This window comes from Bradyrhizobium sp. ISRA436 (genome assembly GCF_029910015.1).
Taxonomy (GTDB): Bacteria; Pseudomonadota; Alphaproteobacteria; order Rhizobiales; family Xanthobacteraceae; genus Bradyrhizobium.
On sequence record NZ_CP094519.1, the window covers coordinates 4,042,395 to 4,062,583 of the forward strand.

Annotated in this window: 19 protein-coding genes and 1 pseudogene; 6 read left to right on the top strand and 14 right to left on the bottom strand. The window is 64.1% G+C overall.

Annotated features, from left to right (window positions below; translation table 11 throughout):
* Positions 1 to 3: 3 nt before the first annotated feature.
* Positions 4 to 774 (top strand): glucose 1-dehydrogenase, encoded by a 771-nt coding sequence (locus tag MTX23_RS19195; RefSeq protein WP_280971775.1) that lies wholly within the window; start codon positions 4 to 6, stop codon positions 772 to 774.
* Positions 775 to 832: 58 nt separating this feature from the next.
* Here MTX23_RS19195 and MTX23_RS19200 read toward each other — a convergent pair whose 3' ends face one another.
* Both MTX23_RS19200 and MTX23_RS19205 read right to left on the bottom strand, forming a co-directional pair.
* Complete coding sequence (locus tag MTX23_RS19200) at positions 833 to 2,083, bottom strand: FAD-dependent oxidoreductase (protein WP_280971776.1); 1,251 nt, start codon at positions 2,081 to 2,083, stop codon at positions 833 to 835.
* Positions 2,084 to 2,150: 67 nt separating this feature from the next.
* Positions 2,151 to 2,616: pseudogene (locus MTX23_RS19205) on the bottom strand (caspase family protein); the annotation flags it as partial.
* A gap of 509 nt (positions 2,617 to 3,125) precedes the next feature.
* Here MTX23_RS19205 and MTX23_RS19210 point away from each other — a divergent pair.
* Positions 3,126 to 4,547, top strand: a complete 1,422-nt coding sequence (locus MTX23_RS19210) for a DEAD/DEAH box helicase (RefSeq protein ID WP_280971777.1) — start codon at positions 3,126 to 3,128, stop codon at positions 4,545 to 4,547.
* 225 nt (positions 4,548 to 4,772) lie between these two features.
* Positions 4,773 to 5,840 (top strand): GGDEF domain-containing protein, encoded by a 1,068-nt coding sequence (locus MTX23_RS19215; RefSeq protein ID WP_280971778.1) that lies wholly within the window; start codon positions 4,773 to 4,775, stop codon positions 5,838 to 5,840.
* Positions 5,841 to 6,064: 224 nt separating this feature from the next.
* On the opposite strand, the gene MTX23_RS19220 is transcribed toward MTX23_RS19215, so the two are convergent.
* From MTX23_RS19220 to MTX23_RS19260, 9 genes are all read right to left on the bottom strand, one after another.
* Positions 6,065 to 6,514: a TfoX/Sxy family protein gene (locus MTX23_RS19220; RefSeq protein WP_280971779.1), complete on the bottom strand. Its 450-nt coding sequence runs from the start codon at positions 6,512 to 6,514 to the stop codon at positions 6,065 to 6,067.
* Between the two features lie 86 nt (positions 6,515 to 6,600).
* A complete protein-coding gene (locus tag MTX23_RS19225; protein ID WP_280971780.1) occupies positions 6,601 to 6,990 on the bottom strand; it encodes an iron-sulfur cluster assembly accessory protein in 390 nt (129 codons plus the stop codon).
* Between the two features lie 102 nt (positions 6,991 to 7,092).
* Positions 7,093 to 7,506 carry a VOC family protein gene (locus MTX23_RS19230; protein WP_280971781.1) on the bottom strand — a complete coding sequence of 138 codons (414 nt, stop codon included), beginning with the start codon at positions 7,504 to 7,506 and terminating at the stop codon, positions 7,093 to 7,095.
* 9 nt (positions 7,507 to 7,515) lie between these two features.
* The gene (locus MTX23_RS19235) at positions 7,516 to 7,887 is read right to left on the bottom strand and encodes an SUF system Fe-S cluster assembly protein (protein ID WP_280971782.1); all 372 of its coding nucleotides are present in this window, start codon (positions 7,885 to 7,887) and stop codon (positions 7,516 to 7,518) included.
* A complete protein-coding gene (locus tag MTX23_RS19240; RefSeq protein ID WP_280971783.1) occupies positions 7,884 to 9,131 on the bottom strand; it encodes a cysteine desulfurase in 1,248 nt (415 codons plus the stop codon). Before MTX23_RS19240 ends, MTX23_RS19235 begins: the two co-directional genes overlap by 4 nt.
* Complete coding sequence (gene sufD / locus MTX23_RS19245; RefSeq protein ID WP_280971784.1) at positions 9,128 to 10,450, bottom strand: Fe-S cluster assembly protein SufD; 1,323 nt, start codon at positions 10,448 to 10,450, stop codon at positions 9,128 to 9,130. The genes MTX23_RS19240 and sufD overlap by 4 nt, the downstream gene beginning before the upstream one ends.
* 17 nt (positions 10,451 to 10,467) lie before the next feature.
* The gene (sufC, locus tag MTX23_RS19250; protein WP_280971785.1) at positions 10,468 to 11,220 is read right to left on the bottom strand and encodes a Fe-S cluster assembly ATPase SufC; all 753 of its coding nucleotides are present in this window, start codon (positions 11,218 to 11,220) and stop codon (positions 10,468 to 10,470) included.
* A 59-nt stretch (positions 11,221 to 11,279) separates the two neighbouring features.
* Positions 11,280 to 12,776, bottom strand: coding sequence for a Fe-S cluster assembly protein SufB (sufB, locus tag MTX23_RS19255; protein ID WP_280971786.1), 1,497 nt, complete (start codon positions 12,774 to 12,776; stop codon positions 11,280 to 11,282).
* Between the two features lie 96 nt (positions 12,777 to 12,872).
* Positions 12,873 to 14,030 (bottom strand): cysteine desulfurase family protein, encoded by a 1,158-nt coding sequence (locus MTX23_RS19260; RefSeq protein WP_280971787.1) that lies wholly within the window; start codon positions 14,028 to 14,030, stop codon positions 12,873 to 12,875.
* 337 nt (positions 14,031 to 14,367) lie between these two features.
* On the opposite strand from MTX23_RS19260, the gene MTX23_RS19265 reads away from it, so the two are divergent.
* Positions 14,368 to 15,015: an alpha/beta hydrolase gene (locus tag MTX23_RS19265; protein WP_280971788.1), complete on the top strand. Its 648-nt coding sequence runs from the start codon at positions 14,368 to 14,370 to the stop codon at positions 15,013 to 15,015.
* Positions 15,016 to 15,122: 107 nt separating this feature from the next.
* On the opposite strand, the gene MTX23_RS19270 is transcribed toward MTX23_RS19265, so the two are convergent.
* From MTX23_RS19270 to MTX23_RS19280, 3 genes are all read right to left on the bottom strand, one after another.
* On the bottom strand, positions 15,123 to 15,383 hold the full coding sequence (locus MTX23_RS19270; protein ID WP_280971789.1) for an SMR family transporter: 261 nt from the start codon (positions 15,381 to 15,383) through the stop codon (positions 15,123 to 15,125).
* A gap of 75 nt (positions 15,384 to 15,458) precedes the next feature.
* Positions 15,459 to 16,136 carry a glutathione S-transferase family protein gene (locus MTX23_RS19275; RefSeq protein ID WP_280971790.1) on the bottom strand — a complete coding sequence of 226 codons (678 nt, stop codon included), beginning with the start codon at positions 16,134 to 16,136 and terminating at the stop codon, positions 15,459 to 15,461.
* 84 nt (positions 16,137 to 16,220) lie between these two features.
* The gene (locus tag MTX23_RS19280) at positions 16,221 to 17,324 is read right to left on the bottom strand and encodes an anhydro-N-acetylmuramic acid kinase (RefSeq protein WP_280971791.1); all 1,104 of its coding nucleotides are present in this window, start codon (positions 17,322 to 17,324) and stop codon (positions 16,221 to 16,223) included.
* Positions 17,325 to 17,473: 149 nt separating this feature from the next.
* Between MTX23_RS19280 and tyrS the strand changes: the two genes are divergently transcribed.
* Both tyrS and MTX23_RS19290 read left to right on the top strand, forming a co-directional pair.
* Positions 17,474 to 18,742, top strand: a complete 1,269-nt coding sequence (gene tyrS, locus MTX23_RS19285; RefSeq protein ID WP_280971792.1) for a tyrosine--tRNA ligase — start codon at positions 17,474 to 17,476, stop codon at positions 18,740 to 18,742.
* A 56-nt stretch (positions 18,743 to 18,798) separates the two neighbouring features.
* Positions 18,799 to 20,046, top strand: coding sequence for an MFS transporter (locus MTX23_RS19290; RefSeq protein ID WP_280971793.1), 1,248 nt, complete (start codon positions 18,799 to 18,801; stop codon positions 20,044 to 20,046).
* Positions 20,047 to 20,189 lie beyond the last annotated feature (143 nt).

Consider the following 20,189-nt stretch of genomic DNA (forward strand, 5'->3'; position numbering starts at 1 on the left):
ACAATGAAGAAAGAACTGTTCGATCTCTCCGGCAAGGTCGCTGTCGTCACCGGCGGCAATGGCGGCATCGGGCTCGGCATGGCGCGCGGCCTCGCCGACGCGGGTGCTGCGATTGCCGTCGTCGGCCGCAACGAAGAGAAGTCGCGAGCGGCCGTCGAGGATCTCAGCCAACGCGGCGTCAAGGCGATCGCGGTAGCGACCGACGTCACCGACAAGTCGGCGGTCGCTGCAATGGTCGAGCGTGTCGTCAAGGAGCTCGGCCGGATCGACATTCTCATCAACAACGCCGGCATGAGCATCCGCAAGCCGCCGCACGAGCTGGAGCTCGATGAGTGGAGCAAGGTCATCGACACCAACCTCACCAGCGCCTTTGTGTGCTCGAAGGCGGCCTATCCGGCGTTGAAGGCTTCCGGCCGCGGCAAGGTCATCAATATCGGTTCGATGATGTCGATCTTCGGCGCGAGCTTCGCCCCGGCCTATGCCGCGAGCAAAGGCGGCATCGTGCAGTTCACGCGCGCCTGCGCCAACGCCTGGGCGCCGGACAACATCCAGGTCAACGCCATCCTGCCCGGCTGGATCGACACCGACCTGACGCGGGGCGCGCGCCAGCAGGTCGCCGGCCTTCACGACCGCGTGCTGGCGCGGACCCCGGCGGCGCGCTGGGGCGCGATCGATGACTTCGCAGGCATCGCCGTGTTTCTGGCTTCACCAGCGTCAGACTTCGTCACCGGCACCGCCATCCCCGTCGACGGCGGCTATTCGATCATGGCCTAAGCTTCGGACATGAAAGCCCCGGCCAACGTCGGGGCTTTCGCGAACGCATGGCCAGTCCTCAGCTCTGCGCCGGCGAATGCACGTGCTCGGGCCGCACGCCCACGCCGACAAGGCGCGCGAGCAGCCCCTGCAGCCATGGCACCGCCGTGACTACCCGCACGGCGAGCGGCACTTCCAGCGGCTGACCGCCCGATTTCAGCGCCACGGTGATGATGTTGTTCTGCGCGATCACCTGCATGCGCTGCGTCACACGCACGGGAAATTCGCGCCGCCGCCTGACGGCATCGAGCTCGTCCTCCGACGGACAGCCGCGCGCTAGCTTCGCCGCCAGGATATTGGCGGTCGCGACCGCGTCCTGCACCGCGAGGTTAACGCCGACGCCGCCGACCGGCGACATCGCGTGCGCGGCATCGCCGATGCACAGCAGACCGGGACGGGCCCAGCGGGTCAGGCGGTTGATCGCCACCGTGAGCAGCTTGACGTCGTCGAAACTCTTCACCTCGGCGATGCCTGATTTAAGGACCGGTGCGATCCGTACGACATCGTCGAGCAGCGCCGGCAAGCCCCTCGCCTTCACGGTGTCATACTGTCCCTTCGCGATCACATAGGCGCATTGCCAATAGCCGCCACGATCGAACGTCACCAGCATCTTGCCGGATTCGACGCGCGCGAACAGATTCTCCGTTTCGTCCGGCCGCCGCCCGACGCGAAACCACAGCACGTCCATCGGCGCGCCGATCTCCTCGACCGCGAGTCCGGCACACGCGCGCACCGTGGAATGGCGACCATCACAGGCGATCGTGAGATCCGCCTCGATGTCGATCGTCCCGTCCGGCGTCTTCGCGCGAACGCCCGCGACGGTGTCGCCGCGCCGGATCAGGTCGGTCGCCTCCGTGCTCATCAACACATTCAGCGACGCGAAGCGCTTGCCGCTGTCGCGCAGGAAATTCAGGAAGTCCCACTGCGGCATGAACGCGATGAAGGGATATTTGATGTTGACGCGACTGAGGTCGGCAATACGCACCGGCGTGCCGCCGAACATGCCCTCGAGCTTCTGCAATTGCTGGTGCGGAAGTTTCAGGAAGCCGTCGATCAGCCCGAGTTCGTCCATCACCTGCAAGGTCGAGGGATGCACGGTGTCGCCGCGGAAGTCGCGGAAGAAGTCGGCGTGCTTCTCCAGCACCACGACCTCGATCCCGGCGCGTCCGAGCAGGTAGCCGAGCATCATGCCGGCGGGGCCGCCACCGACCACGCAACAGCGCACTTTCATCGCGCGCGCTTTCGGTTGCTCCCGATTGCCTGCATCCATGCCGCCATCCTCATTGCTCACAGACCCTGGATCCGGATTGTAACGCCAATCAAACGGAAAAGGATGCTCCGTTGAGGAAGACGTCGTCGACCATCTGATCGAAATACACCGGGATCTGCTTGTGCTTCACCGTCTCGGCCATCTCGCTCACCAGACGCCGCGTGCGCTGCGCGACCTGCACCAGGTTTTCTCCGGGCTGCAGCAGCTCGCTGGCAAAGGTCCGGGTGAACACCGAGTTGGGATTGGTGTCGTCATTCGAGAGTCGATCGAGCGCGGTTTGCCGCGGTCCCGCCGAAAACACCGAGAACACGCCCCCCCGGCAGCTGCGTCATCAGGGCGAGCCCGCCGCCGCCCGCAACGGCGCGCGTGCCGGGGCGCTCGAACGGATTGTTGCGGCAGGCGTCGAACACCAGGATCGAGGTCCGCACCTTCTTGTTCTGCAACCGCTCGATGATGCGGTCGGCGAGAACCGAGGCGTCGCGCACCAGTTCTTCCTGGCCTTCGGTCGCCGCCGGCACGTCGGTCGGCAGCAGGCCGGTTCTGACCGAGCGGCCGATCGCAGAGATGCCTTTGCCAGCGGTTTCGATAGCCTTGCGACGCTCTATCGGGCCTTCAACGCGGTCGCATGTCGCCGGGCGATTACCGGGTGATCCGGCGCTCCCAGCGTGACGTGGCGTTGCCCGCCCCGCGATCCTGCGGAACGCCCCGGCGAGTTCAGGAGCCGCCGCGCGCCAGGTGCCGCTGCAGCCCCGCCCTCGCGACTCCGCCGGTCATTTGACCGGAAAGTGACGGATAGGACGCTTATTTGTGCGAAAACATTAAGCTTTTTCGGCCATGGGGCAGGTTCCAAGATTGACTTTGCCGGTTTGGACCCTATGTTCCAGCTTAACGCGGCCCTCGGATCGAAGCGCGATTTGTCAGGTTTGCCGCCCGTCAGCGTCACACAGAGCCCCCGAGCTTTTTTGAGAAGCGAGCCGTTTCGGGGCCGAACGCGACAGCCTTTTACCTTCGATTCCGAACGGCGGTATCGACCAGAGGCTCAATGTCCTTTTCCAATCTAGGCCTGTCCGACAAGGTCCAAACCGCAGTTGCGGCCGCAGGTTACACCACCCCCACCCCCATCCAGGAACAGGCGATCCCCCACGTTCTCGCCCGCCGCGACGTCCTCGGCATCGCCCAGACCGGCACCGGCAAGACCGCCGCCTTCGTTCTCCCGATGCTCACGATCCTCGAAAAGGGCCGCGCCCGGGCACGAATGCCGCGCACCCTGATCCTCGAGCCGACCCGCGAGCTCGCCGCCCAGGTGAAGGAGAATTTCGACAAATATGGCGCCGGCCAAAAGCTCAACGTGGCGCTCCTGATCGGCGGCGTCTCGTTCGGCGACCAGGACTCCAAGTTGATGCGCGGCGTCGACGTCCTGATCGCAACGCCCGGCCGCCTGCTTGACCACACGGAACGCGGCGGCCTGCTGCTCACCGGCGTCGAGCTGCTGGTGATCGACGAGGCCGACCGGATGCTCGACATGGGCTTCATCCCCGACATCGAACGCATCTGCAAGCTCGTCCCCTTCACGCGGCAGACCCTGTTCTTCACTGCGACCATGCCGCCGGAGATCAGCCGCGTCACCGAGGCCTTCCTGCACAATCCGGCCAAGGTGGAAGTTTCCAGGCCCGCGACGACAGCGGTGACAGTGAGCCAGTCGCAGGTGCCCGCGGGCCGTGAGCCCCACGAGAAACGCGAAATCCTCCGCCGTCTGCTGCGCGAAGCCAAGGATCTCAACAACGCGATTATCTTCTGCAATCGCAAGCGCGAGGTCGCCATTCTTCACAAGTCGCTTCAGAAGCACGGCTTCAGCGTCGGTGCCCTGCACGGCGACATGGACCAGACCGCTCGAATGGCCGCGCTCGATCAATTCCGCAAGGGCGAACTGCCCCTGCTCGTGGCTTCCGATGTCGCCGCCCGCGGCCTCGATATTCCGGCCGTCAGCCACGTCTTCAACTTCGACGTGCCGCATCATCCCGATGACTATGTCCACCGCATCGGCCGCACCGGTCGCGCCGGACGGACCGGCACCGCAATCTCCATCGTCACCCCGCTCGACAGCAAGTCGATCGCCGCGATTGAAAAGCTGATCGGCCAGCAAATCCCGCGCGCCGAGGGTGACTATACCGTTCACAGCGAGGCGTCCGACGAGGCTGAAGCGCCGCGCCGGTCGCGCAGCCGCGATGGTTCACGCGACGGCGCCCGCAGTGGTCGCAAGCCGCGCCGCGAGCGCGAACCCCGCCATGAACGCGAGCCGCGTCAGGGCGGCCGCAACGGCGCCCAGCCGCAAGCGGCAGCGCAACACGTCCCCTCGATTGGTCGCAGCGAGCCGCGACGACCGCAGCGCGAGGTCGACCACGAGCCCGCCGATCACTCGCATCTGCCAGCCTTCCTGCTGCGCCCGGTGCGTGCCCGGGTCTAGGGCTCAAACTTTGGTCTAATTGGTTCCAAGCGAGGCGCGCTCTCGAACGGCCTGCCTCGCCGACAGCGTGCTTGCGTTTGAAACAAATCAGCGCAGATTCCATGCCCGGTTTCCCGTAATTCTACTGTTTACCTCGCCTTCACTCTCGTCCCGTACCGTCGGCTCGATAATTTAGTCATTGCTGCTGGAAAATAGCCGGCGCCACTCGCTATTGAGGACGTAACAGTGGTCAAACTGCTGGACGAACACGAACGCACATTGGCATTCGCCGAAGTCGCGCTTTGCCAGATCCGCTCCCTTCGTCAGACCGCAGTCCCCCGCAACTATGAAATCTGGTACGTCTACGCGACCGGATACAACGCCCCCCTCAACAAGATCATCAACGAGACGCTGGCGCGCAGTGGAACGCTCAGCGAAGCCGATCTTGAACAAATCTACGAAACCTACCTTTCGCACATCAAGACATCCGACCGCATCGACAAGGTCGGCGCCCGCGTCATCGGCGAGATCGACGACGTCATGAAGCTGATCACCGATGCGCTGGGCGTATCGGCGGCCTACGACGCAAGCCTGGCCGGCGCCAGCGACAGGCTCGCGACCGCAACGACGCGCGACCAGATCAAGGCCATCGTCGAGGGGCTGGTGAAATCGACTCGAGAGATGCGCGAGACCAACTTGGCGCTGGAAGCGCGGCTTGCTCTCTCCAGGTCCGAGATCAGTGATCTGCAGCACAGTCTCGAAGCGATCCGCGCCGAGAGCCTGACCGATCCGCTGACCGGCCTCGGTAACCGGAAGTATTTCGACCGCTCGATCGACATGGCGGTGCAGGCCGCGCTCGCCAGCAGCGAACCGTTGTCGCTCCTGATGTTCGACATCGACCACTTCAAGTCGTTCAACGACTCCTATGGTCACCTCACCGGCGACCAGGTGCTGCGGCTGGTCGCGCAGTCGCTGAGGCAGACCATCAAGGGCCAGGATATCACAGCCCGCTACGGCGGCGAGGAATTCGCGGTGGTGCTGCCCAATACCGCGCTGCGCCAGGCGCTGACGGTCGCCGACCATATCCGGCGCGCGGTGATGGCCAAGGAATTGAAGAAGAAGTCCACCGGCGAGATCCTTGGCCGCGTCACCATTTCGGTCGGCGTCTCCATGCTGAAGCCGGGCGACGACACGGATTCCCTGATCGAGCGTGCCGATGCATGCCTCTATGCCGCCAAGCGCGCCGGCCGCAACCGCGTGATCTGCGAAGCCGATCCGGAATACAGCGCCGAGACGCAGAACCGCGTGGCGTAGTCGCCTTTGCAGGGCGGGCAAAGGCGCGCAGCGCCGTGCCCACGATCTCTAAGCGCGATCGAGTCGCTTTGCCTACCCTGCGTTTCTCCACGTCATTGCGAGCGAAGCGAAGCAATCCATCCAGCCGAACATGCGGAACAATGGATTGCTTCGTCGCTTCAGCGCAAAATTGCTTTGCAATTTTGTCGCGAGCTCCTCGCAATGACGGGGATGCATACGGCCTCTCAGGATGAGGACCTTTTCGTTGGCGCGCCCTTCTTCTTGGCCGAAGACCGCCTCGCCGCCGCCCTTCTCACCGCCCCCTTTTTGCCGGCGGCCTTCTTTACAGGCGGCTTCCGCGCCCTGGGCCGCTTGCGCAGCGCGGCGCGCTGGGCGGCGGCGAGTGCCAACCGCGCCCACACTGCAAGCTCCTCGGAATCGTCGAACAGCCGCGCCGGCAACTGCCAATACGAATTGACCGTGACGATCTTGGACCGTGTCTGGTACGAAAAGGGCTTCGATCCTTCCGCCTCGAATTGCGGAATGGTTTCGTCGTCAGCGCGGAAGTAGAGCCCGGCGCGCAGCGCCAGCGCGAAATTGGTGCCGTCGGCGGAGATGCCATAGCCGGAGAACATTCGGCGCAGCGTGACCGGGCCGAAATCTGTGAACAGGTCGATCAGGAATTCGCGGTCCATATGCCGGCGCCCCTACCCCTTGCCCGATCATCCTCCGACGCCGCGCAAGGCATGGCTCCTCAGGCCAAGGCCGGAGGCGCGGAAAACTAGACCTTGGCTGGCTTGAGCTGCACCGACTCGCCGCAGCCGCAGGCCGAGACCTGATTCGGGTTGTTGAAGACGAACTGAGCCTGCATCTTGTCGGCCACGTAGTCCATCTCGGTGCCGAGCAGGAACAACACAGCCTTCGGATCGACCAGGATCTTCACACCCTTGTCCTCGACCACTTCGTCGGTCGGGCGGACCTCGTGGGCGTATTCGACGGTGTAGGACTGCCCGGCGCAGCCACCGTTCTTGATGCCGACGCGAAGACCGACGATCTCGGAATCGGCGCGCTTGGCAAGTTCCGTGATCCGCTGGGCCGCTGCATCGGTCAGCTTCATGACCTGCGGGCGCGGCCGCGGCTTCGGCTTGGCGACTGGTGCGGTGGTATCCATCGTAGCGCCTCTCCTTCGCCGCAGGGCGGCGACATCCTCGAACTTAGAAGTAACAACGAAATTTCGGCTGTGAAGGCCTCATATCCTGGAATTGGCTAGAACCTAGTAGATCGCCCATACGCCCGGCGTGACCAGTTCGAGCAGGTGATTGTCCGGATCGCGGAAGTAGATGCTCTTCCCCCCGCGCGGCCAATCAGTCCTGGCTTCGATCGCGACATCGTGCTCGCCAAGCCGCTTCTCCCACGCCGGCAGCTCGTCCCCGGCAATTGCAAACGCCGCGTGAATCGGCCCGCTTCCGTCATGGGGCGGTATGGTGCCGCCGGGGAGATGAACCACTTCCAGCGTCGCGCCACGACGAAACAGCAGAAGAACGTTGCGGCCGCCCACATCAAACGCGAGAAACCGCGCGTCGCTCGTCAGCGGCTCAAGACCGAGCACATCCGTGTAGAACACGCCCGCGCGGTCGAGATCATCGACGTAAAGTGCTGTTTCGATGACACCTGATAATTTTGGCAATGTAGCGCATCACCACATATTGAGAACGAGGCGCGCCTCGTCCGACATCCGATCCGGCGTCCAGGCCGGGTCCCACACCAGGTTGACGTTGACGACGCCGACGCCGGGGACGCTCGCGACCGCGTTCTCCACCATCGTCGGCAGCTCGCCGGCAGCCGGGCAATTCGGCGTGGTCAGGGTCATCACGATGTCGACAGAGCGATCGTCCTTGAGGTCGACCTTGTAGATCAGGCCGAGCTCGTAGATGTCGGCCGGGATTTCCGGGTCGAACACCGTCTTCAGCGCGGCGATGATTTCAGCGCTCAGGCGCTCGGTCTCCTCCACGGGCAGCGCGGAGCTGGTTTCGATGGTGGCCGGCTTGACTTCGGCTGTGTCGGTCATGCGAACAAATCCCGCGCCTTGAGCAGCGCTTGTGCCAGATGGTCGACTTCTTCACGCGTATTATACATCCCGAACGACGCGCGGCAGGTGGCCGTGACGTTGAACCGCTCTAAAAGCGGCATCACGCAATGGGTGCCGGCGCGCACGGCAATGCCCTGCCGGTCGATCACGGTCGCGACGTCGTGGGGGTGTGCGCCATTCATCTCGAACGAGATCACCGGGCCCTTGTTGCGGGCGGTGCCGATCAGGCGCAGCGAGTTGATCTCGCGCAGGCGCTCCTGCGCATAGGTGAGCAGGCCGTGCTCATGCGCAGCGATCCGCTCCTTGCCGATCGAATTGACGTAGTCGATCGCAGCGCCAAGCCCGATCGCCTCGACTATCGGTGGCGTTCCGGCCTCGAACTTGTGCGGCGGATCGCCATAGGTGATCCAGTCCCTGGCGACCTCGCGGATCATCTCGCCGCCGCCGTTGAACGGCCGCATCGCCACCAGGTGCCCATGCTTGGCGTAGAGCACGCCGATGCCGGTCGGCCCGTAGACCTTGTGGCCGGTGAACGCATAGAAATCGCAATCGAGGTCCTGCACGTCAACCGGCAGGTGCACCGCGCCCTGGGCGCCGTCGACCAGCACCGGAATGCCGCGGGCATGGGCCAGCCGGACGACCTCTTTCACCGGCACCAAGGTGCCGAGTGCGTTCGACATCTGGGTGATCGCGACGATCCTGGTGCGCGGGGTCAGGAGCTTCTCGAACTCCTCGATCAGGAAATTGCCCTCATCGTCGACCGGCGCCCACTTGATGACGGCGCCATGGCGTTCCCGCAGGAAGTGCCAGGGCACAATGTTGGAGTGGTGCTCCATGATCGAGACGACGATCTCGTCGCCTTCCCCAATGTTCGGCTCGCCCCAGGACGACGCTACGAGGTTAATCGCCTCGGTGACGTTGCGGGTGAAAACGATCTCCTCGTTGCGGCGTGCGTTGACGAACTTCGCGACCTTGCCGCGGGCGCCCTCATAGGCTTCCGTCGCGGCGTTGGCGAGGTAGTGCAGACCGCGATGCACGTTGGCATACTCAGTCTTGTAAGCCTCGGTCATGCGATCGAGCACCGCATTCGGCTTCTGCGCCGAGGCGGCGTTGTCGAGATAGACCAGCGGCTTGCCATAGACCTGCATGGCCAGCGCCGGAAAATCCTGCCGCACGCGGGCGACGTCGTAAGCGCCGTTGGCCACTGCCGGATGCATCCTCACGCCCTCGCCTCGAGCCAACGCCGCGCGGTCGCGATCGCGATCTCGCGCAAGTCATCGTTGGCAATCGTCTCGATCGCCTCGCCGACGAACGCTTGGATCAGCAGCGCCTGCGCTTCCTTCTCCGGCAGGCCGCGGGCGCGCATGTAGAACAGCAGGCTCTCGTCGAGCGCGCCGGCGGTCGCGCCGTGGCCGCAGGTGACGTCATCGGCGAAGATCTCGAGCTCCGGCTTGTTGTCGGCCTCCGCCTCGTCGGACAGCAGCAGCGCGCGGGTCATCATCTTGGCGTCGGTCTTCTGGGCATCGGGGCGAACGACGATGCGGCCCTGAAATACGGAGTGCGCACGGCCGTCGACGACGGCGCGGAAGACCTCGCGGCTCGCACAGTTCGGCACCGCATGGTCCAGGAATAGCGTGGTGTCGGCGTGCTGAGTGCCCTTGATCAGGTTGACGCCGTTGGTCTCGACCCTCGAGCCCTCGCCGGCGAACGCGATCGTGAGCTGGTAGCGGCTGACATGGCCGCCGCTGGTCATGCCGAATGTGTTGAAATGCGCGTGCGCGCCGAGCGACACGGTCGCCGAGGAGATGTTGAAGGCCTCGATGGCGTCTTCGACCAGGCGGATGTGATCGAGCCGCGTGTTGTCGCCGATCGCGACGACCAGCGCGTCGTAGGCCTGGTAGGCCTTGACGCCATCAGCGGCGAGATAGCTCTCGACCAACGTCGCACCGGTATCGCGGCCGAGCCGGAGCAGCGACCGCGTGAACATCGCGGCCGGGGTGGCGCCGGTCGCCACGTGGACGATGTGCAGCGGCTGCGACAGCACCGTGCCATCGGCGACGTCGATGACGACACCATCGGTCGCCATGGCGCCGTTCAGCGCGATCATCGGATTGGAATTGTCCGAGGCAAACGCCTGCGCCGAGAGCGCGCCGTCGCCGGCGTCGAGCACTTCGCGCAGCGGGCGGACGCTGAGCCCCTTTTCGAGATTGCCCAGATCGGACAGCGTCGGCGCGAAGGCGCCGTCGACCAGCACCAGACGGCACACGCCATCGATCGCTCGCGACTTCGCGGTCGCGGCGGCGCGATCGACCGCGGTGGCATCCGGCGCCGCCGCGAGCGGCAGCACCTCGCGCATCAGCGCGCGCAGATCGGTGTATTTCCAGTCCTCGATGCGGCGGTGCGGCAGGCCCAGGCGCTCATAGGCCTCGAACGCCTGGCGCCGCTGATCGGCGATCTTGCCCTTGCCCGGCAGACGGTCGCGCACGACGGCGAAAGCATCGCCCAGCGCGCGCCCGGTCTCGGTCTTTGCAACAACGTTCATCTGAAAACCCGTCCCTGTCAGGCGGCATCCTCGAATTGCGTGTAGCCGGACTCTTCCAGCTCCAGCGCCAGCTCCTTGCCGCCGCTCTTGACGACCCGGCCCTTCGACATCACGTGCACGAAGTCGGGCACGATGTAGTTGAGCAGCCGCTGATAGTGGGTGATCACCACCATCGCGCGCTCCGGCGAACGCAGGGCGTTGACTCCGTCCGCCGCGATCCGCAGCGCGTCGATGTCGAGGCCGGAATCCATTTCGTCGAGGATGCAGACGGCCGGCTCGAACAGCGCCATCTGCAGGATCTCATTGCGCTTCTTCTCGCCGCCGGAATAGCCGACATTGACGCCGCGCTTGAGCATGTCCTGCGGGACGTTCAAGGACTTGGCGACCTCGCGGACCTTCTTGAGGAAGGCCGGCGACGATATCTCCTCCTCGCCGCGCGCCTTGCGCTGCGCGTTCAGCGCGGCATGCAGGAAGTTCCAGGTGGTCACGCCGGGAATCTCGACCGGATACTGGAACGCCAGGAACACGCCCTTCGCGGCCCGCTCGTTCGGCTCCATCTCCAGCAGGTCCTCGCCCCGGAACAGGATTTGTCCGTCGGTGACCTCGTAACCCGGCTTGCCGGCGATGACGTGGCTCAGCGTCGACTTGCCGGAGCCGTTCGGCCCCATGATCGCGTGCACCTCGCCCGGATTCACCGTGAGCGAGAGCCCGTGAAGAATCTCACGCTCCTCGACACGGACCTTCAGATCTTTCACTTCGAGCAATGACATCACATTTTTCCTGAACATCATCCGAGGCGCGTCATGCGCAACCGTCGGCGGGGTGGGATTTAGCCAACCGAACCTTCAAGGCTGATCGAGATCAGCTTCTGCGCTTCCACCGCGAACTCCATCGGCAGTTGCTGCAGCACGTCCTTCACGAAGCCGTTGACGACGAGACCGACGGCCTCCTCCTGCGAGAGCCCGCGCTGGATGCAGTAGAACAGCACGTCCTCGGAGATCTTCGAGGTGGTGGCCTCGTGCTCGAACGTCGCGGAGGAGTTCTTGGCCTCGACATAGGGCACGGTATGCGCGCCGCACTTGTCGCCGATCAGGAGCGAGTCGCAGGCGGTGTAGTTGCGCGCGCCGGTGGCTTTGCGGTGGGCGCTGACCAGGCCGCGATAGGTGTTCTGCGACTTGCCGGCGGCGATGCCCTTGGAGATGATCCGGCTCGACGTGTTCTTGCCGAGGTGAAGCATCTTGGTGCCAGAGTCGACCTGCTGGAAGCCGTTCGAGATCGCGATCGAGTAGAACTCGCCGCTCGAATTGTCGCCGCGCAGGATGCAGCTCGGATATTTCCAGGTGATCGCCGAACCGGTCTCCACCTGGGTCCAGGAGATCTTCGAATGCTTGCCGCGGCAGTCGCCACGCTTGGTGACGAAATTGTAGATGCCGCCCTTGCCTTCCGAATTGCCGGGGTACCAGTTCTGCACCGTCGAATACTTGATCTCGGCGTCGTCGAGCGCGACGAGCTCAACCACGGCGGCGTGCAGCTGGTTCTCGTCGCGCTGCGGCGCGGTGCAGCCTTCCAGATAGGAGACGTAGGAGCCCTTGTCCGCGATGATCAGCGTGCGCTCGAACTGGCCGGTATTGCGCTCGTTGATGCGGAAATAGGTCGACAGCTCCATCGGGCAGCGCACGCCCGGCGGCACGTAGACGAACGAGCCGTCGGAGAACACCGCCGAATTCAGCGTCGCGAAGAAATTGTCGGAGGTCGGCACCACGCTGCCGAGATACTTTTGCACCAGCTCGGGGTGCTCGCGGATCGCCTCCGAGATCGGCATGAAGATCACGCCGGCCTTCTTCAGCTCCACCTTGAACGTGGTGGCAACCGAGACCGAATCGAACACGGCGTCGACCGCGATCTTGCGGTTGGCCGACGGCTCGCCGCCGGGGGCGGGCTCGACGCCTTCGAGAATCGCGACCTCACGAAGCGGGATGCCCAGCTTCTCGTAGGTCTTGAGGATTTCCGGATCGATCTCGTCGATCGATGACAGCGCCTTCTTCGGCTTCGGCGCCGCGTAATAGTAGATGTCCTGGTAGTCGATCTTCGGATAGTCGACACGCGCCCAGGTCGGCTCGGTCATGGTCAGCCACCGGCGGAACGCCTCCAGGCGCCATTCCAGCATCCAGGCCGGCTCGCCCTTTCTTGCGGAGATAAATCGGACGGTGTCTTCCGACAGCCCCTTGGGGGCCTTGTCGGACTCGATCAGCGTCTCGAACCCATATCGATACTGATCGACGTCGATGCGCCGGACGCGCTCGACCGTCTCTTGTACAGCAGGCATTTAATCCTCCGCTCGCGGTTTCAAGGACCGCGGTGGATCTCAGTTCCGAAAGTCTATTACGATGCTTTGGAGACGAAATCACCTGCTTAGAACAGTTCAAGCTGTGTTTCGTCGCTCCCCCTTAACTAGGGTATCGGCGAGCTTTCGCCAAGCCTTGAGCGCCAAATCCACGTCTGTCTCGTTGGTAGACCAGCCAAGACTGAGCCGCACCGCTCCCTGCGCGAGCTCCTGACGGTATCCCATTGCCGCCAAGACATGGGACGGCTGGACCTTGCCCGACGAGCACGCGGAACCCGAGGACACCGCCACGCCCGAGAGATCGAACCCGATAACTGCGGTCTCGGCCCTCATCCCAGGCGCAGTGAACAGAACGGTATTTGGCAACCTCTGCACATCGTCAGAGAAGACCACCAGACCCGGAGTTTGCCGTAGTCCGTGCTCCAGACGATCGCGCAGCCCTCGCACCCTTGCGGCGTCGACCTTCAACGCCGCCATCGCCGTCTTCGCGGCAGCGCCGAAACCGGAAATGCCGGCGACATTCTCCGTTCCTGCCCGGCGCCCCAGTTCCTGGCCACCACCGCGCAGCAGCGCCTCCAGCCCCTCCACACCCTCGGCGAGGACCAGCGCGCCGACGCCCTTCGGTCCGCCGATCTTGTGCGCCGACAGCGACAGCAGGTCCGCCTGCGTCGAGGCAAGGTCGAACGGAATCTTTCCGAACGCCTGGATGGCGTCGACATGGAGCAGACCACCGGCCCGATGGACGATCTCGGCAACCTCAGCCACCGGATGAATCGCGCCGGTCTCATTGTTTGCGAGCATTACCGACACCAACGCGGGCGGCCCGTCATTCAGCAGAGCGCGCAAGTCGTCGAGATCGACGACGCCAGAGCGCGTGACGCCGATCGATCCGATTACATCGGGCGCGAATCGTCCGCCCGCGAGCACCGAGGCGTGCTCGACAGCCGACGTCAGCAACCGCGTCACCGGCGCGCTCGTTCCGCGCCGAAGCCCCGGCATCAGCGCCAGCGCGTTGGCTTCCGTTCCGCCTGATGAAAACACGACGTCCTGCGGCCGGCCGCCGACGGCCTTTGCCACGGCGGCGCGGGCATCCTCGACAAGCCGGCGCGCCTTGCGGCCCTCGCTGTGCACCGACGACGGGTTGCCGCTCAACTCCCATGCCGCAGCCATCGCCGCCTTCGCCTCGGGGCGAAGCGGCGTGGTGGCATTCCAGTCGAAATATACGCGCTCGAACATCGACTTACGACATTACCTTCAATGGCGAGTGGGGCCGTGTCCACCGTGAGTCGCCACCCGCTTGCACCCTTCTTATCGCAGGTGGGGACGGACAGCGTCCCGTACAATCACGATCCCAACGCGTGGGCCGGCTTCCGGATGCTCAAGATGCTTGCTTTTTGCCCTACGCCTCATGCTAGAAGCTGCCTCGAAAGTTAACCGAGCGCCGTCCGCCGCGCGAACGCCCGCGACGCCGATCACCCTTCGATGAGCCGCTTTATCCGGCAGAAGCCGATGAAGTCAGCCCATATTCGGTTGATGCGCACGGATCAATCGAGGGATCAAGCAAGAGATCACGATGCCTGAAGTCATTTTCACCGGCCCTGCTGGCCGCCTTGAAGGCCGCTACCATCCAGCCAAGCAGAAGAACGCGCCGATTGCGATGATCCTGCATCCGCATCCGCAGTTCCACGGCACGATGAACCACCAGATCGTCTACCAGTGCTACTACGCGTTCGCGCATCGCGGCTTCTCGGTGCTGCGTTTCAACTTTCGCGGCGTCGGCCGCAGCCAGGGCTCGTTCGATCACGGTACCGGCGAATTGTCTGATGCCGCAAGCGCGCTCGATTGGGCGCAGGCGATCAATCCGGAAGCGCGCGCCTGCTGGGTCGCGGGCTTCTCGTTCGGCGCCTGGATCGGCATGCAGCTCCTGATGCGACGCCCGGAGGTCGAGGGCTTCATCTCGATCGCGCCGCCGGCCAATCTCTACGACTTCTCGTTCCTCGCGCCCTGCCCGTCGTCGGGCCTGATCGTGCACGGCGACAAGGATGCCGTGGTGCCCGCCAAGGACGTCAACACGCTGGTCGAGAAACTGAAGACGCAAAAGGGCATCGTGATCGATCAGCAGATCATCCCCGGCGCCAACCATTTCTTCGACGGCAAACTCGAGCCGCTGATGGAGACGGTGACCGGCTATCTCGACATGCGTCTCGCCAACGTGCGTTGAAGCTCGCTGCCAACCTTGTAGCGGATGAAGCGCAGCGAAATCCGGAACTATTGCGGCGGATAGAATTCCCGGATTGGGATTCGCTCCATCCGGGCTACGGACGTGGCTTATTCAGCCGCAAATTTCAGTGCGGCAATGCCGACCAGCACAAGCGCGATTCCCGCGATCTTCATCGGGTTCAGGGCCTCGTTGAACAGTAGCACGCCCATGGTCAGCGTGCCGACTGCGCCGATGCCGGTCCACACCGTGTAGGCAACACCGACCCCGAGCACCTGCAACGCGCGCCCGAGCAGGAACACGAACGCCGCGAGCAGAACCAGCGAGACCAGGCTCCAGCCGAGGCGCGTATAGCCCTCGGCATATTTCATCGAGATCGCCCAGCCGACATCGAGCAGGCCCGCGGCGACTAGCGCGATCCACGCAACGGACTGCGACGTGGGGTGCTACGCGGCGAGTTTCAGCATGTGCGCGTCGTGGCGTACCAGGAACGCGCGCAGCAAGTTCGGATAGTCAGGCGAAACAGCGCTCCGCACGCTCGGCCGCTGCACCAGCGCCGCACGCCACGCCCGCACTTTCGGCGTATCGGCGAAGACAGCGAGATCGGTCAGTTGGTCGAACACGTCGAAATAGCGGAAGACCGGCGCGAACACCGCATCCACCAGACTGAAGTTCGGACCGGCGAAGAACGGGCCTCCGCAAAGGGCCGCCTCGACGCGCGCGAACTTCGCCGCAACCGCTTGCCGCTTGCTCTCGAACGTCGCGGCATCGGTGGCGGTCTCGAGCCCCCAGAGATCGCTCAGAATGGCCGAACCGAACTCCATCCAGGCGCGATGCGCGGCGCGCGCGAGCGGCTCCTGCGGATGCAGCTTCGCGCCGGCCTGCGTCTCCTCGATGTATTCGCAGATCACGTTGCTCTCGAACAGCGCGACCTCCTTGCCGTCGTCGCCGGTGACGACCAGAACCGGCACCTTGCCGAGCGGCGAGATCTTTAAAAACCAGTCCGGCTTGTGCGCGAGATCGATGTCGATCCGCTCGAACGGCACGCCCTTCTCGAGCAGCGCGATCACCGCGCGTTGCACATAGGGGCAGAGCTTGTGGCTGATCAGCTTCAGGGCGGCCATGGCGAAACTCGCGTTTAATGCAATTGCATCCAATTTTACATGCATCTGCATTAAATCGTCAAGGTCGATGCACCTGCATCCAAATCACGGCCGTGCGATGATGCCCCCAGTCATCGGGATCGGCACACCCGTGGTGGCGGGATAGCTGAGCGGCAGGCCTTTCAGGCCGCGGGCGGCGAGGAAGCCGAAGGCCTGGGCCTCGATCGCGTCGGATGCCCAGCCGACCGTCTGGGCGGCCTCCACGGTCGCCGGTGCCAGCCGCTCGCGCAGCATCCGCAGCATGGTGAGGTTGGAGGCGCCCCCGCCCGAGACGATCCAGCTCTTCGGTGGCTTCGGCAGCAGCGGCACGACGCGGGCAATGGCCGCCGCGGTGAAGGCGGTCAGCGTCGCGGCGCCGTCGGCAGGCGCCATCGCGCTCAGCTTGAGCTGGGCGAAGTCGTTGCGATCGAGCGATTTTGGCGGTGGAGCTGAAAAGAACGGCAGCTTCAGCGCCTGGGCGATCCAAGCATCGTCCGGCCTGCCCTGCGCGGCCAGCCGGCCTTCGGTATCGAACGGCTGATGCATCTCGCGGTACATGAAGTCGTCGAGCAACGCATTGCCCGGGCCGGTGTCGCAGGCGATCAGCGTATCCGTGCCGTCGATATAGGTGATGTTCGACACGCCGCCGATATTGACCACCACGATCGGCCCCTCGCGATTCAGCGATTGCGCCAGCGCGCGGTGATAGACCGGCACGAACGGCGCGCCCTGCCCGCCGGCCTCGACGTCAGCGGCGCGGAAATCATGCATCACCGGGATATGGATCGCCTTGGCCAGCGCCGTGGCGTCGCCGATCTGCACCGTCAGCTTCCGCTCAGGGCGGTGCAGCACGGTCTGCCCGTGGAACCCGACGATATCGATGTCCTGGCAGGAGATCCGGTGCTGCGCGGAGAAGGTCGCAACCGCCTCGGCATGGGCAATGGTGACGGCCTGTTCGGCCTGCCGCAGGACCCCCGGCCGGGCATCGCGCTGCGGCAGATGAACGGCTTCCGTCAGCGCCTGCCGGAGCAAGCCGCGCTCGCTGTCCGTATAGGGCCGATAGCCGGAAGGACCGAAGGCCCGGACCTGCCGGCCGTCGGTCTCGATTAACGCCACATCAACGCCGTCGAGCGAGGTACCGCTCATCAGACCGAGTGCCGTCAGCATCATCTTGGTCGCGCCCTAGCCGGAACCCCGGCTTGTCTCAAACAAGTACATCCTATAATGCCACAGCGCGTCCGCCTGCGGCAGCTTGAGCACCAAGGTTCCGCAAATTGATGCAAAAACCGTAAAACTCGAATGCTCTGAGTCGCAGACAAATGACTGCATTTAAATCGGATTTCCTGAATACTTTACAGGAACGCGGCTTCATCCACCAATGCTCCGATTTCGAGGGCCTGGACGCGCTTGCCGCGAAGGGCCAGGCGACCGCCTATGTCGGCTACGACTGCACCGCACCGTCGCTGCACATCGGCAACTTCCTCACCATGATGATGCTGTACTGGCTGCAGCAGAGCGGCAACAAGCCGATCACTCTGATGGGCGGCGGCACCACCATGGTCGGCGACCCCTCCGGCAAGGACGAGACGCGCGCGATGCGGACGATCGCGGAGATCGAGGCCAACAAGGCGTCGATCCGCGGGGTGTTCGCCAAGGTGCTGCGCTATGGCGACGGGCAATCGGACGCGATCATGCTCGACAATGCCGAGTGGCTGACCAAGCTGAACTGGATCGAGATGCTGCGCGACATCGGTCGCCACTTCTCGGTCAACCGCATGCTGACCATGGACTCGGTGCGGCTCCGGCTCGAGCGCGAGCAGGAGATGAGCTTCATCGAATTCAACTACATGGTCTGCCAGGCCTACGATTTTGTCGAACTGTCGCGCCGCGTCGGCTGCCGGCTGCAGATGGGCGGCTCCGACCAGTGGGGCAACATCGTCAACGGCGTCGATCTCGGCCGCCGCATGGGCACGCCGCAACTGTTCGCGCTGACCACGCCGCTGCTCACCACCGCCTCCGGCGACAAGATGGGCAAGACGGCCAAGGGCGCGGTGTGGCTGAATGCCGATCAGTTCTCGCCTTACGACTTCTGGCAATACTGGCGCAATGTCGAGGACGCCGACGTCATCAAGTTCCTCAAGCTGTTCACGATCCTGCCGATGAGCGAGATCAACAAGCTTGCGGCGTTGCAAGGCGGCGAGATCAACGAGGCGAAAAAGGTGCTGGCAACGGAAGCCACCGCCCTGCTCCACGGCCGCGACGCGGCGAACGAGGCCGCCGAGACCGCGCGGCGTACGTTCGAGGAAGGTGCGCTCGCCGAGACGCTGCCGACGTATCCGATGCGGGAGGAGCTCAAAAAGGCCTTCTTCGAGGAAGATGGCGTACCTGTCATGGTAGCGGCTCGCGACACTGAATTGGTCAAATCGATCGGAGAGGCAAAACGCCTAATCGATGGGCGAGGTCTCAAGGTGAACGACGTCACGGTAACGATGACGACTAGAATGCTCAAACCGTCGGATTTGACGCCGGAAGGAGTCATCAAGCTCTCGATGGGCAAGAAGCGGCACGTCCTGCTCAAGCCTGCATAGGCGCATTCGCATTTGTCGGTTGTAGGGAGCACCGAAAGCGCGCTCCCTGCTTTCCGATGGACCAGACCACGAACCCGAACGGCACACTCGCAGCGCCGCCGAAACAGTCACGCGTCGCGTTGAACGTGCTGGCGCTCTGTTTCGTGCTGTCGGTGCTCGGCCGCGGCCTGAGCGACAGCTTCACCGTGTTCCTGAAACCGATCTCGGAAAACTTCGGCTGGGATCGCGCGCAAGTCGTCTCGGTCTATTCGCTGACCTGGCTCGCCAGCGGTTTGACCGCGCCGCTGGTCGGCCGCCTGTTCGATCGCTCGGGTCCCCGCGTGGTTTATTCGCTCGGGATGTTGCTGCTCGGTTGCGCGTTCCTGGTTGCGGCGCATGCGCAAGCCCTCTGGCAATTCCAGCTCAGCGTCGGCCTCTGCGTCGGATTCGGCACCGCGTTGATCGGCAACGTGTCGAACTCGATCCTGCTCGGCCGTTGGTTCGGGCCGCGGCTTCCGACCGCGATGGCGGTGATGTACTCGGCGACCGGCGCCGGCTTGCTGGTGCTGCTCCCGCTCTCGCAGGTCCTGATCGACCGGATCGGCTGGCGCAGCGCCTATGACGTGTTCGGCACCACAGCGCTTTGCCTGCTCATACCGCTATTGCTGCTGCCATGGCGGCGGCTGGCGCGCGGTTCGCCGCATGTCGTCAGGAAAGCCCAGTCAGGCTTGGCCGACGAGGGCTGGACGCTGCTCAGCGCGATGCGTTACCATGCTTTCTGGGCGTTGTTCTCCACCTTCTTCTTCACCGCGGTCGCGATGTACGCGCTCACGGCGCAGATCGTCGCCTACCTGATCGATGTCGGCTTTCCGCCGCTGCAGGCAGCAACCGCTTGGGGCTTCAGCGGCGTTGCGCTGTTCGTCGGCATGCTCGGCGTCTCAACGCTCGACGGCATCATCGGCCGCCGGCCGTCGGTCCTGTTCAGCTACGGCGTCTCGATCGTCGGCATCATCCTGCTCTGGCTGTTGCAGTGGTATCCAAACTACTGGCTGTTGACCGGCTTCGTAATCTGCTTCGGCAGCATGATCGGCTCGCGCGGCCCCCTGATCACCGCGACCGCGCTGAAGATCTTCCGCGGCGAGCGCGTCGGCACGATCTACGGCACGATCATGATCGGCAGCGGCCTCGGCTCGGGACTCGGCTCATGGAGCGGCGGCCTGATCCATGACTGGACCCACAGCTACAACCCGCTGATCGTATTTGCGCTGGTCAACGTGGTGCTCGGCTTGATCCCATTCCTGGTAGTGCCGGCGCTGCGGCGCTGAATTCTCAAGCGGGATGGGGTTAGGTTGAATCGATTTGGGATCCCCAAATCACCGTGTTTCTGATTCACTATGTTGGCTGGACACGACGGTCGTTTAACCGAGGGACGCCACGCAGCTTGTTGGGCAGCATCGGGTTTATGGCA

Excerpts from the sequence above, each read along its gene's own strand:
- MTX23_RS19265 (WP_280971788.1), top strand. The coding sequence starts at position 14,368 with ATGCCTGAAGTCATTTTCACCGGCCCTGCTGGCCGCCTTGAAGGCCGC.
- MTX23_RS19280 (WP_280971791.1), bottom strand. The coding sequence starts at position 17,324 with ATGATGCTGACGGCACTCGGTCTGATGAGCGGTACCTCGCTCGACGGC.
- tyrS (WP_280971792.1), top strand. The coding sequence starts at position 17,474 with ATGACTGCATTTAAATCGGATTTCCTGAATACTTTACAGGAACGCGGC.
- sufB (WP_280971786.1), bottom strand. The coding sequence starts at position 12,776 with ATGCCTGCTGTACAAGAGACGGTCGAGCGCGTCCGGCGCATCGACGTC.
- MTX23_RS19260 (WP_280971787.1), bottom strand. The coding sequence starts at position 14,030 with ATGTTCGAGCGCGTATATTTCGACTGGAATGCCACCACGCCGCTTCGC.
- sufC (WP_280971785.1), bottom strand. The coding sequence starts at position 11,220 with ATGTCATTGCTCGAAGTGAAAGATCTGAAGGTCCGTGTCGAGGAGCGT.
- MTX23_RS19235 (WP_280971782.1), bottom strand. The coding sequence starts at position 7,887 with ATGACCGACACAGCCGAAGTCAAGCCGGCCACCATCGAAACCAGCTCC.
- MTX23_RS19290 (WP_280971793.1), top strand. The coding sequence starts at position 18,799 with ATGGACCAGACCACGAACCCGAACGGCACACTCGCAGCGCCGCCGAAA.
- MTX23_RS19270 (WP_280971789.1), bottom strand. The coding sequence starts at position 15,383 with ATGAAATATGCCGAGGGCTATACGCGCCTCGGCTGGAGCCTGGTCTCG.
- MTX23_RS19275 (WP_280971790.1), bottom strand. The coding sequence starts at position 16,136 with ATGGCCGCCCTGAAGCTGATCAGCCACAAGCTCTGCCCCTATGTGCAA.
- MTX23_RS19195 (WP_280971775.1), top strand. The coding sequence starts at position 4 with ATGAAGAAAGAACTGTTCGATCTCTCCGGCAAGGTCGCTGTCGTCACC.
- sufD (WP_280971784.1), bottom strand. The coding sequence starts at position 10,450 with ATGAACGTTGTTGCAAAGACCGAGACCGGGCGCGCGCTGGGCGATGCT.
- MTX23_RS19210 (WP_280971777.1), top strand. The coding sequence starts at position 3,126 with ATGTCCTTTTCCAATCTAGGCCTGTCCGACAAGGTCCAAACCGCAGTT.
- MTX23_RS19200 (WP_280971776.1), bottom strand. The coding sequence starts at position 2,083 with ATGGATGCAGGCAATCGGGAGCAACCGAAAGCGCGCGCGATGAAAGTG.
- MTX23_RS19225 (WP_280971780.1), bottom strand. The coding sequence starts at position 6,990 with ATGGATACCACCGCACCAGTCGCCAAGCCGAAGCCGCGGCCGCGCCCG.
- MTX23_RS19220 (WP_280971779.1), bottom strand. The coding sequence starts at position 6,514 with ATGGACCGCGAATTCCTGATCGACCTGTTCACAGATTTCGGCCCGGTC.